This window comes from Glycocaulis alkaliphilus (genome assembly GCF_004000605.1).
In the GTDB taxonomy this organism is placed as follows: Bacteria; Pseudomonadota; Alphaproteobacteria; order Caulobacterales; family Maricaulaceae; genus Glycocaulis; species Glycocaulis alkaliphilus.
On record NZ_CP018911.1, the window covers coordinates 2,767,775 to 2,780,226 of the forward strand.

7 protein-coding genes are annotated in these 12,452 nt (G+C 64.1%); 3 read left to right on the plus strand and 4 right to left on the minus strand.

What is annotated here, in order from left to right:
* Positions 1-8 precede the first annotated feature (8 nt).
* The gene (locus X907_RS13140) at positions 9-1,835 is read right to left on the minus strand and encodes an ABC transporter ATP-binding protein (protein WP_127568730.1); all 1,827 of its coding nucleotides are present in this window, start codon (positions 1,833-1,835) and stop codon (positions 9-11) included.
* 146 nt (positions 1,836-1,981) lie between these two features.
* Here X907_RS13140 and X907_RS13145 point away from each other — a divergent pair, with 146 nt between their 5' ends.
* Complete coding sequence (locus X907_RS13145) at positions 1,982-5,764, plus strand: PAS domain-containing protein (protein ID WP_170175568.1); 3,783 nt, start codon at positions 1,982-1,984, stop codon at positions 5,762-5,764.
* Positions 5,765-5,776: 12 nt separating this feature from the next.
* Here X907_RS13145 and X907_RS13150 read toward each other — a convergent pair whose 3' ends face one another.
* Positions 5,777-8,356, minus strand: coding sequence for a valine--tRNA ligase (locus X907_RS13150; protein WP_127568734.1), 2,580 nt, complete (start codon positions 8,354-8,356; stop codon positions 5,777-5,779).
* Between the two features lie 160 nt (positions 8,357-8,516).
* Between X907_RS13150 and hslV the strand changes: the two genes are divergently transcribed.
* Positions 8,517-9,068, plus strand: a complete 552-nt coding sequence (gene hslV / locus X907_RS13155) for an ATP-dependent protease subunit HslV (RefSeq protein WP_127568736.1) — start codon at positions 8,517-8,519, stop codon at positions 9,066-9,068.
* Positions 9,069-9,310: 242 nt separating this feature from the next.
* On the opposite strand, the gene X907_RS13160 is transcribed toward hslV, so the two are convergent.
* Positions 9,311-10,462 carry a phosphoserine transaminase gene (locus X907_RS13160; protein WP_127568738.1) on the minus strand — a complete coding sequence of 384 codons (1,152 nt, stop codon included), beginning with the start codon at positions 10,460-10,462 and terminating at the stop codon, positions 9,311-9,313.
* A gap of 136 nt (positions 10,463-10,598) precedes the next feature.
* Between X907_RS13160 and X907_RS13165 the strand changes: the two genes are divergently transcribed.
* A complete protein-coding gene (locus X907_RS13165; RefSeq protein WP_127568740.1) occupies positions 10,599-11,594 on the plus strand; it encodes a PDZ domain-containing protein in 996 nt (331 codons plus the stop codon).
* On the opposite strand, the gene thiD is transcribed toward X907_RS13165, so the two are convergent.
* Entirely contained in the window at positions 11,486-12,400 is a 915-nt protein-coding gene (gene thiD, locus X907_RS13170; RefSeq protein ID WP_127568742.1) for a bifunctional hydroxymethylpyrimidine kinase/phosphomethylpyrimidine kinase, read from the minus strand. The two genes, X907_RS13165 and thiD, sit on opposite strands and share 109 nt — an antisense overlap.
* Positions 12,401-12,452 lie beyond the last annotated feature (52 nt).

The window sequence follows — 12,452 nt, forward strand, 5'->3', positions numbered from 1 at the left end:
ATCAGGCGTCAGACAGGGTCGTGTTCAGCGACCCAGTGACCCGGCGTGACCTCGATCAGTTCGGGACGGTACTGCTCCACATCGTCATCATCGACGAGGCGTGATTTCAGGAAGCGCAGCTGGGCGCGGCTGTCGAGCGGGCTGGGAAGATCGCCGGACAGCTTGATCCGCTCGCGCTGGCGTTCGACCTGCGGGTCCGGGATGGGCACCGCAGAGATCAGCGCGCGCGTATAGGGGTGGCGGGCATCGTCATAGATCGCATCGCGCGTGGCGAACTCCACGATCCGGCCCAGATACAGCACCATCACCCGGTGAGAGACCTCACGCACGACAGACAGGTCATGCGAGATGAACAGCATGGACAGGCCCAGATCGCGCTGCAGGTCTGCCAGCAGATCGATGATCTGCGCCTGGATGGACACATCCAGGGCCGACACCGCTTCGTCACAGATCACCAGTTTCGGGTTGAGGATCATTGCGCGCGCAATGCCCACACGCTGGTTCTGCCCGCCGGACAGCTCGTGGGGGTAACGGTTGATCATGTCGGGGTCGAGCCCGACACGTTTCATCATCGCGCGCACCAGCCCTTCACGCTCCTTGCCACGGACTTCGGGGCGGAAGGTGATGAGCGGTTCGGCGATGGACGCGCCGATCGTCATGCGCGGATTGAGCGAGGCCAGCGGATCCTGAAACACGATCTGCATGTCCTTGCGCGCCTGACGCATGTCGCGCGCATTCTTTTCCAGCAGGTTTGTCCCGATCCAGCTGACGGCACCGTCGGTGGATTCCACAAGCCGGAGTATGGCGCGCGCAAGCGTGGACTTGCCGCAGCCAGATTCTCCTACAACGCCGATTGTCTCGCCAGGCAGCAAGTCAAAGCTGACACCGTCCACGGCTTTCAGCGGAATGGTTTTGGGAAACAGGCCAGTCCCGACCGGCACCGGGAACCAGACCTTCAGGTCCTTGACCTCGAGAACCGGCTTTTCGCCTTCCACGCTCTGACGCGTCTGGGTAATCGGGCCCGTCACCCGGTCCGGCTTGTCCAGCCGCGGCATGGCATCAAGCAGCATGCGCGTATAGGCATGAGCCGGCTCGGCAAATACCTGATCCACACCGCCTGTCTCGACATAGGCACCGTTCTGCATCACCTGCACCCGGTCGGCCATGCGCGCCACCACGCCCATATCGTGGGTAATCAGGGCGATGGCCGCGCCGGTTTCGGCCTTGAGTTCGTCCATGATGTCGAGCACCTGGGCCTGAACGGTCACATCGAGCGCCGTCGTCGGCTCGTCGGCAATCAGCAGATCCGGCCCGCACAGCATCGACATCGCGATCATCACGCGCTGGCGCATGCCGCCTGACAGCTCGTGAGGATACTGGCGCAGACGGCGGGCCGCCTCGGGTATGCGCACCCGGTCCAGCCACTCCACGCAGCGCTTCTCGGCTGCCTCGCCCTTCAAAGAGAGATGGGCCGCCAGAACCTCCTTCATCTGATCACCCACACGCATGTGGGGGGTCAGCGAAGTCAGCGGATCCTGGAAGATCATCGTCATCGACTTGCCGCGCACCGTGTTCAGGCGCTTCGGCGGCAGGCCGAGAATTTCCTGCCCGCGATAACGGATCGAGCCTTCAGCCTTGCCGTTGGAAGCCAGAAGCCCCATTGCGGCCAGAAAGGTCTGGCTTTTGCCGGACCCTGACTCACCCACCACCGCCAGGCATTCGCCGGAGCGTATTTCAAGGTCGATGCCGCGCACGGCGTGCACTTCGCCATCAGGCGTATCAAAGCGCACGTTCAGGCCGCGAACTTCAAGGATCGGCGCAGATGCGTCGGTCAATCCGTCCTCACTTAAATTCTCTGCCGGGCACAGGCCCAAATCGCTGGATAGGCCGGGACGATAGCCCCTGCTTAATATTCCTTCCAATACTATGCGCACAAAGGGCTGATTCGCATGGAGTCCGCCGAACCGGAACAAGGCAGTTAATGACCAGCGCGCACATGTTTGAACACGCGTTCAACGCGCTGCCAGGCGCATGCGCCCTGCTGGACGATGAAGGCCGGATCATCGCCGTCAATGCGCGTTTCAAAGCCGGTTTTTCCGAACACGCCCGGCCGGGGACAAGCCTTGCCCAGCTTTACTGCGATCCGCTGGACGGGCTGACGGCGAAATGGAAGCGCCCGCGCTCGGCCAGCTCTGACCAGCTCTCGGACACGGCGCTGCTTCGCGGCCATGACGGCGAGCCGGTCGCCGTACGTCTGCATTTGCGCCGCACAGAGCCCGGCGTACGGCTGGTCACTATCGAGCCTGCCATGGACCTGTCGCAGCGCGACTTGCAGATGCGCGCCGCACGCAAGCGCGTCGCCATGGCATTCGAGGAGCATAGCGAAGGCGCCTACAGCGCTGACTTCCGTTCCCGGCAGGTTGTCGTCTCAGGCCTGCTTGAACGCTTCGTCGGCCCCGGGGGTGCAGATGCGCCCGTCCGTCTGGCCCGCTGGCTGTCACTATTCCACCCGGCAGATCTGGCGCGCGCGCGCGGCGTGCTGAGGGGCAATCCGTCCGGCGCCGATACCGTCATCAGCTTTTTCTGCCGCATGCGCACACGTGAAGGCGGCTGGGTGCCGATGCGCCATGATGTACGCGTGGTGGAACGCGACGAGGCTGGCAATCCGTTACGGATCACCGGGCTGGTCCATGATGTGGCCGCTGACGACCGGGCCGAAGCGCTCGCAGGGATTGAACGCAGCAAGACGCAGCTGATCGTCAATGCCCTGGCCCTGAGCACCTGGACCTTCGATTTCGAGACGATAAACGGCACGATTTCCGGCCCGGTCAATCTAGCGCTGGGTGCCAGCCCTGACCCGCAAGTGATCGGAGAGACGGTTGTTCGCAGCCGGCTGCATCCTGACGATTCCGAACGCGTCTACGCTGCCTTCATGGGATTGCAGTTCGGCGGCCGCTTTGACGAGACCTTTCGCCTGCGGGCCGAAAGCGGGCACTGGATCTGGTTTCGCAGCTGGGGAGAGCTTGAGCCCTCGGCAGGTGACGAGCGGCGCTCCCTGAAGGCTTTCGGCTTCTGGCATGAGCTGCGCCATCATCGCGACGACATCGTGGAAGCACTCGACAGCGATCTTGCAGACGTGCTCGACCGGGCAGGCCTTGGCAGCTGGTCCTATGACTATGTGGCCCGCGAAGTAACCCTGACCAGCCCGGCCCTGACCGCTATCGGGCTGCCGGGGGAACAGCTCACCCTGCCTGCTGACGAGTTCAAGGCACGTATTCACCGGGAGGACCAGCCAAGGGTTCGCGATGCGCTCTTGGCCATTGCAAACGTAGGCAATACCCATGTCGAGTTCCGGGTGCGCACCGAAGGGGGACACTGGATCTGGCTGAGCCTGCGCGGCGGCATCAGCGCCCAGACCAGCAGCGGCGAACCTCTGCGCGCGTCGGGGGTGTTTGCCGAAACGACAGTGCGCAAGGAACACGAGCGCCGTCTTGTCGACAGCGAGCGGCTGCTGTCTCTTGCCGTTTCTGCAGCCACGCTTGGCGCCTGGGAAGTCGATTACAAGGCAGGCGAGATTATGCCCCGCGGCGAGATCCGCGCCATTATTGGCCTTGAGAACGAGACGGGCTGGATCCCCATTTCGCGCTGGCGCGCCTGTGTGCATCCCAGCGACCGCGAAGCCCTCGAGCAAACGGCTCGCGACATCATGGGGAGCGCACCAGGGGAAAGCCGGACGATCGAGTACCGCATCCAGGATGCCAGAAGCGGGGAGTATATCTGGGTTGAGGGACGCGCCAGCCGTCTCGGTCCCGAGAGCCACCGGGCCGACTGTGCCGGCATCATACTCGACATCACTGACCGCAAGGCACTGGAGCAGGATCTCGCCCATAGCGAGGAGCGGCTTGCCCGCGCACTGGAGAGCGCGCATCAGGGCACGTGGCGGCTGAAGATCGAGACCGAACAGGTCGAACTGTCCGAATTTGCCCGCCTCATCATGGGGCTGCCTGCCGGTCACGACGGCAAGCTGAACCTTGATGAATGGCGCGATCTGATATGCCGCGAGGACCGCCATCTGTGCGAAGCAGGTGTAAGCGCCATGCTCGCGGGCGAACCGCTGAACACGGTCTACCGGGTCGCGGACGGTCAAGGCGGTTGGCGCTGGATCGAGGACCGTGGCGGCGTCAGCGCATACGGCGAGAGAGGCGAGCCCCTTGAGGCCATCGGAACCCTCGTCGACATCACCTCGCGCCGCGTGCTTGAGCTGGAACTGGAAGAGCGCGAACAGCGCCTGAACGAATCCATGGATGCTGGCCTGTCCGCCATCTGGAGTATCGATCTTAAGACCGGCGCCCAGTCCGTGCGCGGCCGCCTCCTGGAATGGATGGGCCGCAAGATCGGTGAGGACACGCTGGAAGCGGCCGACTGGCAGCCCATCATCCACCCTGACGACAGCCGGCTGGCCCGCAAGGCGCTGGCCGAGATCATGGCCGGCAGGGCCGCCGGTCCCATTGATTACCGGCTGCGTGACGGGGAGAACTGGCGCTGGGTGCGCTCCAAGGGCCAGCCAACCGCCTGGGACGAAACCGGCAAGCCCATACGCTCCGGCGGTGTCGTTATCGACATCACGGCGGAAAGGCAGTTTGCCGAAGCACTGGATATCGAACGCGACCGCCTGCGCCAGATATACACAACAACCCCGGTGATGCTGGCCTCGACAGACCCGGACGGCATACTCCTGGGGGTCAGTGACTACTGGCTTTCCACAACCGGCTATGAGCGCGACGCGGTAATCGGCCAGCCGTATAACGACTTCCTTACCCCCGCCTCGCAGGCTGCCCTGGAGCGGCTCGGCGGGATGAAGGCACTGATCGCCGCCGGTGGCATGGAGGATGTCTACGCACAGCTGAGGAAAGCCGACGGCAGCATCATTGACATCATATCATCTGCGACTGTTGAGCGCAGCCCCTACGGCTCTCCTGTTGCGGTCCATGGCATCAGCATCGATGTCACCGAAAAGCTGGCTCAGGACCGGGAGCTCAAGCGCTATGCGGCAGAGCTGGAGCGCACCAATCGCGAGCTGGACAGGTTTGCCGCCGTCGCCTCGCATGACCTGCAGGAACCCCTGCGCAAGATTTCCGCCTTCGCGAGCCTGATCAAGCGCCGCCATCAGGGCACACTCGACACGGAAACCGACCGGAGCCTTGAGTTTCTGGTTGATGCTGCCGGGCGCATGCGCCGGCTGATTGATGACCTTCTGAGCTATTCACGCGCCTCCAAGCGTCCGCTCGCTGTCAATGCGGTCGATATGGATGCCATGATGAAGGACATATTGGCCGAGCTGGAACTGATGGCCGATGACGCCGCGGCGAACATAGAAATCTCAAGCCTGCCGGTGGTCGACGGCGATCCGACCCTGCTGCGGCTCCTGATGCAGAACCTCTTCTCCAACGCACTGAAATACCGCAAGGGCGAAGGCGTATCGGTGTCCATATCGGCGGCACGCGAGAAAAATGGCTGGAAGTTCACCGTCGCCGATGACGGGATAGGCTTCGACCCGCGCTTTTCCGAAAAAGTCTTCGCGCCGTTCCAGCGCCTGCATGGACGCGAGGAATATGAGGGGACGGGCATTGGCCTTGCCATATGCCAGCAGGCGGTGGAGCGCCATGGCGGGCAGATCTGGGTGGAAACGGCGCCGGGCGAGGGCTCACGCTTCCACTTCACCCTGCCGCTGACCTTGCCCGCAGACGGCTCGCGCGCAGCCTGAGGCCGCGCTGGCTTACGCGCCGTCCTGTGCAGGCGCCATTTCCAGTGCGATCTCGAAACGCTCATCGGGTGAACGCGAAATACGCGCGTCGGAGGGAGCAAGCCCCATGCGTATTTCCAGCGCATTGGTGACGGCCTTGAGATCCTCCGTCACCGGACCGATCAGGCCGGCAATGTCACCATCAGCATCGCTGACGACCGTCAGAACCTGAACCGGCGCCTTCATCGAGACCTGAAGCTCGCTCTTCACCTTGCGCACACCGGCAAGGATCGACACGAATGCATCGCCCTCGGCGCGGAAGCTGTCCTTGTCCGCCTGCTCGTCCAGCTTCGGCCAGTGACCGCGGGCGTGGAGGGTTTGCGTGTCAGCCCCCTCACCGCCAGCCAGCACGTCGTGCAGCGTGTCGGTGACATAAGGGATGAAGGGCGCAAACAGTTTGAGCTGAATGATGCTGGCGTGCCAGAGCGTGTGCAGCGCGGAAATCTGACCCGCATCGGGCTTGCCTTCAAACCGGGTGCGGCTTTTCACGATCTCCAGATAATTGTCGCAATAGGTGCGCCAGAAGAAATCATCCGTCACGCGCAAGGCCTGCGCGTACTCGTAGGATTCAAAGGCCTTGGTGGCTTTCTCAACCGTTTCGGAAAGCTCGCCCAACAGCCATTTGTCCATCGGATGGGTGATGTGGCCTGCCTCGATATCGGCTTTGGGCGAGACAGGCGAAATCTCTGCCTGCTCCAGCGCCATGTGCGCGAGCTTCACCGCGTTCCACAGCTTGGTGACGAGGCGCTTGCCCTGATTGAGAACGTTGGGCGCCAGCGCCGTGTCATGGCCGAGGCGGGAGGTGCCGGTCCAGTAGCGCACGGCGTCCGCGCCATACTCGTCCAGCAACTTGATCGGATCGATGACGTTGCCCTTGGACTTGCTCATCTTCGAGCCGTCACTCGCCAGACACCAACCCGAGATCGCGATCGTGTTCCACGGCACCGTGTTCTGGTGATGGAGCGCCTTCACGATGGTGTAAAAGGCCCAGGTGCGGATGATTTCGTGGGCCTGCGGACGCACGCTCATCGGGAAGAGGCGCTTGTGGACATCAATGTCCAGCGCCAGATCCTCATTGATCGAGCGCGTGACAAGCTGCGGGCTGACCGAGGAGGTCGCCCACGTGTCCATCACATCGCGCTCGCCCTCCACCTCGTCACGGCTATAGCCGCGCGGCAGATCGACCATGGGATCGACGGGCAGGTCTGCGGCTTCGGGCACGATGACCTTGCCCTCTTCACCCGGACGGCGCGAATACCAGACGGGAAGCGGCACGCCGAAATGGCGCTGGCGCGAGATCGCCCAGTCCCATTTCAGGCCTTCCACCCAGCTTTCAAAGCGCTGGCGCATATATTCCGGCTTCCAGACGATCTCCCGGCCCTTGGCGAGGATCTGCTCCTTGAAATCCAGCGTGCGGATGAACCATTGCGGCGTGACGATGATCTCCAGCGGCGCGCCTGAACGCTCGGCGACCGGGATCACCTGATGGGTCGCCTCCTGTTTCAGGAGCACGCCCTTTTCACGCAACATCTCGATAATGGCGGCCTTGGCCGCTTCCGCCTTCTGCCCGGCCAGCGCGGTGATGGTCGCTTTCGCGCCCTCCACATCCACGCTCGGCCACTCGTCAGAGCCAATATCGAGGTGCTCGATCATCTTGCCGTCCGGCCCGATGACGATGCGAAGCGGCAGCTTGTGCGTGCGGTACCACTGGATGTCGGTGACATCGCCGAACGTGCAGCACATCACCATGCCGGTACCCTTTTCAGGGTCCACGGTCTCATCGGCGACAATCGGCACCGGCACGCCGTAAAGCGGCGTGATGGCGCGTTTGCCGATCAGCTCTTTTGCACGCGGATGCTCCGGATGGATGATCAGCGCGCCGCAGGCCGCGATCAGCTCCGGGCGCGTGGTGGCGATAACAGCCGGTTCCCCGCCGCCTTCAATCTCGAACGCGACATAGTTCAGCTTGCCTTCGCGCTCGGTCTCTTCCACCTCGGCCTGCGCAATGGCGGTACGGTCCGCAGGATCCCAAAGAGTGGGCTCAAGGCGGCGCTCCAGAAGGCCCTTGCGGTAAAGGTCCAGGAAGGACATTTGCGAGACGGTGCGGCTTTCATCCGAAATCGTCTGGTATTCCCGGCTCCAGTCGACCGACAAAGCCAGCCGGGTGAACAGATCGCGGAATTGCTGCTCGTATTCGGGGATCACCTCACGGCACAGCGCGACAAATTCTTCGCGCGCCATCGTGCCGCCGCGTACCTTCTTCTTCTTTTCCACCAGCCGCTCGGTCGGCAGGCCGTTATCGTCCCAGCCGATAGGATAGAGCACGTTCCTGCCCGCCATGCGGAAATAGCGCGCCATGATGTCGGCCTGGGTATAGCTGTAGACATGGCCGACATGCAGCGTGCCGGAGACGGTCGGCGGCGGCGTGTCGATCACGTAATCGCTGTCCGCGGGCAGTGACGGATCCCACTTGAAGGCCTCGTCCTTCAGCCAGCGCGCATTGCATGTCTCTTCAGCGTCTTGCGGCTTGTAGCGATCAGGAAACGGCTTCATGGGGCGGCCTTCATCTCTGGCGGTGCGGTCTTGCGGAGAGCCGCTTCTCCTAGACGATTTTCGTGTCCCGTCAAACCACGCGGGGGCAGGAGAAAGCCTTGCGCTGACCTCTCGTACCAGCCATGTCTGTGCTCACAGGACTGACGAAGGACAATAAGCCATGAGCGAAGAGCGCGCCTTTCCCGGCTGGCGGGGTACCACCATTATCTGCGTGAGGAAGGGCAAGGCCGTCGCCATGGCGGGCGATGGGCAGGTCTCCATCGGCAATACTGTGGTGAAATCCTCAGCGAGGAAAGTCCGGCGCATTGGCGGCGGCAAGGTGATTGCTGGCTTTGCCGGGGCCACCGCCGACGCCTTTGCCCTCTTTGAGCGCCTCGAAGGCAAGCTGGAAGCCCATTCCGGCCAGCTGGCGCGGGCGTGTGTGGAGCTCGCCAAGGACTGGCGCACGGACCGCTATTTGCGCCGCCTTGAGGCCATGCTGATCGTGGCCGACGCCAACGAGACCTTCCTCATCACCGGGGCGGGCGATGTGCTCGAGCCCGAGCACGGCATTGCGGCTATCGGGTCAGGGGGCAATTTCGCGCTGTCGGCCGCCCGCGCCATCCTATCTTACGAAGAAGACCCGGAAGTGATCGCCCGCAAGGCGATGGAGATCGCCGCCGAAATCTGCGTGTTCTCCAATGGCAATCTGACCGTGGAGCGGCTGGGGTAGGAGTTGTCATCCTCCGGCCGCGTAGCGGTCCGGGGGACCCATGCCTGAGCGGGTAGCTTCCCCTCGCGCTTCGAGACGTTCGCTACGCTCACCCTCAGCATGAGGGAAAAGCTCCCCGCGCCCTCATCCTGAGGAGCACGAAGTGCGTCTCGAAGGACGAGGGCGACACTGCAACTCTCAGGCATGGGTGGCCCGGATAAACCGGGCCATGACAATGGTTGAGCGACTTCGCCGCTACCCCCCTACCCCCGCGCCTGCGCATACGCCCAGTCGAGCCAGGGGCAGAGGGCGGCGAGGTCGTCGGCATCGATGGTCGGGCCGCACCAGATGCGCAGGCCCGGCGGGGCCTTGGGATAAGGCAGAATGTCCAGCGCCGCGCCCTCGCGCTCCAGACGCTGCGTCATACGCTTTGTGAGCGCGCGCAGGGCCTCGTCATCAAAGTCCGCCGTGCCGGGCCCGGCAAATTTCAGCGTGACGGAAGTGTTCGAGCGCAGGGCCGTGTCCTGCGCGACGAAATCGATCCAGGGCGTCTTCTCCACCCATGCCTCCAGCACGGCGAGATTGGCCTGTGAGCGCGCGATGAGGCCGGAAAGCCCGCCCTCCCTTGCCGCCCAGCGAAGCGCATCGAGAAAGTCTTCCGTTGCCAGCAATGAGGGCGTGTTGATGGTCGAGCCCTCGAACATGGCCGATTGCTCATTGGCGGCATCAAAGAGCGAGAAAATCCCCGGCACCGGCCATGCGGGCCGCCAGTCCCGCAAGCGCGCCCGCGCGCGCGGCGAGAGCACGATCATGCCGTGCTGCGCCTCTCCGCCAAGGCATTTCTGCCAGGAGAACGTCGTCACATCGAGCTTGTCCCACGGCAAATCCATCGCAAACGCCGCAGACGTGGCATCGCAGAAGGTAAGGCCTTCGCGCTTATCCGAAATCCAGTCCGCATGCGGCACTTTCAGGCCTGCAGCCGTGGCATTCCAGGTAAAGAGAATATCGCGCGCCGGATCAGCCTGTGAGAGGTCTGGCAGTGTCCCATAGGGCGCATGAAACACACGCAAATCCGGCAGTTTCAGCTCGTTTTGCGCATCTGTCAGCCAGCGATCACCGAACGCATCCCAGCTGAACACATCCGCGCCCCGCGCGCCCAGCATGCACCACATCGCCGCTTCGAACGCGCCCGTGTCCGAAGCCGGCGTGATGATGACGCGGTAATCGGCCGGGATTTCCAGGATCGCGCCTGCCCGCTCTATCGCTTCGCCCAGACGCTGCTTGGGAAGGCTCGCCCGGTGGCTGCGTCCCAGCGAGCCGGTGCCCAGCGCCGGCAATTCCCAGCCCGGACGCTTCCGTGTGGGGCCGCAGGAGAAACGCGGATCGGACGGGCGGATAGAGGGCTGGCTCGGCATGGGGCAAGTCCGTGCTGAAGGCATTGATCAATGGGCGCTGGCGTAGGACGCACATCCGCCCACGTCAAATGCTCAGTTTGCGGACGCGGCCAGATTCCGGTTGAAACCACTGCACAGCGAATCCACGCTGGGGTTAATGAACGGCCCGGCTTCACCCTGCAAACGACTGACCGCCGGTATTCTGACCGGCGCTGCCATGCTGTGTCTTGCCGCCTGCACGACCCTCACCGCTCCGCTGACGCCCGGTCTGGAGCCACGCCTTGCCCTGGCGGACGAGACCCGGCTGCAGGCCCGCATCCTCGCGCTGGCCGCGCCGCTCATCATCGCCAATGCACGCCATTGTCCCCAGAACCACCCCTATAGCGGCCTCATCACCACCCATATCGCCGACTGGCAGGCAGGCGAGCGCGATCATGTCCGGGCGGCGTATGGCGCAGATCCGCGGGCGGCGGTCTGGATCGTCGCCGAAGGCAGCCCGGCCGCCGGGGCAGGCCTGATGCCAGGCGATGTTCTGCTCAGCCTGAACGGTCGCTGGAGCGAGCCCAATGCCCGCTGGCATGATGATTTGCGCGCCCGCACCTTGCCCGACGCCCTGCGCCGGGGCGAAACGCATCTGCGCGTGCAGCGCGGGGATGAGGGCATCGAGCTGGTATTGATCCCGCAGCCCGCTTGCGCCGCGCAAGTCCGGCTTGTCAGCATTGATCTGGCAGGCGGGCGCCGGCAGGCCGTCTGGATGGCCGGCGATACGCTGTTCGTCGACCGGGCTTTCGCGGCGGTAACACCGGATGACAGGCTGCGCCAATACATGGCGCTGGTCCTCGCCCGGCATATTACCCGCCACCAGCCCCTGCCCGCGGTTCTGGAGCGCGCCCTGCAAGGCCCGGATATTGTCCGCTTTGCGCTTGGTGTTGATGCGATGGACCAGCTGACCAGGCGCGGGCCGGAGCATGCCGCGCCGCGCTGGCGCACCCCTTCAGAGGCGGAGATCGCTCTGGCCGGGCACCTGCTCGTGCAGGCGGAAACTCATGTCTCCCTGGTCAGTCCCGCCAGTCCGGCCAGCCCGGCCAGCCCGGCCGCCAGCGGGCCGGAGGGCGCCTCTGACACCGGCTCGCCGTCCAGTGGCCAGCCATGATGGACCGGCCCCGCGCCTGAGCCAAAGCCGGGCGCGCGCCGTATCGCCTCGTGCAGGTAATCGCCCGCCTGCTCCACGGCCTTGTCCAGCGGCGCGCCTTGCGCGACGAACGCCGCGATGCCGCTCGCCAGCGTACAGCCCGTGCCATGGGTATGGCGGGTCTTGATGCGCGGGCGAGAGAAAATGCGCATGCCATTACGCGTCACCAGCACATCGATCACCTGGGCCCCTTCCAGATGCCCGCCCTTGATGAGGGCCGCGCGCGCGCCAAGCTTCAAGAGCGCCTCGCCCGCCTCGCGCTGGCCATCCACATCTTCAACCTTGATGCCGGTAAGCGCCTCGGCTTCCGGCACGTTGGGCGTGATAAGCGTGGCCCGGCGGATCAACTTTGTTTTCAGGGCTTCAACTGCATCCTCGCCGATCAGGCGTGCGCCGGAGCTGGCCACCATCACCGGATCGACGATGAGCGGGATCAGCTCGGCGCCCGCCTCGTCCAGCGCGGCGATCACGGTCTCGATCACCTCTTTGCTGGCCAGCATGCCGGTCTTGATCGCGTCCGCGCCAATATCATCCAGCACCGCCGCGATCTGGCCTGAAATGATCTCCAGCGGCGCGCCGTGGACGGCGCTCACGCCCCTGGTGTTCTGCACGGTCAGCGCGGTAATCGCCGTCGCCGCATAGCCGCCAAGCGCCGTCACCGCCTTGATATCGGCCTGTATGCCCGCCCCGCCCGAACTGTCCGATCCGGCAATGATCAGCACGCGGCCCTTAGGCTCTGGCGGCAGGTCTGTCTCGGTGGTGCTCATGGCGGTCTCCTGAGGGCTGTGCCCTTCTTCTAGGAAAACGCGCCCGCCCCGT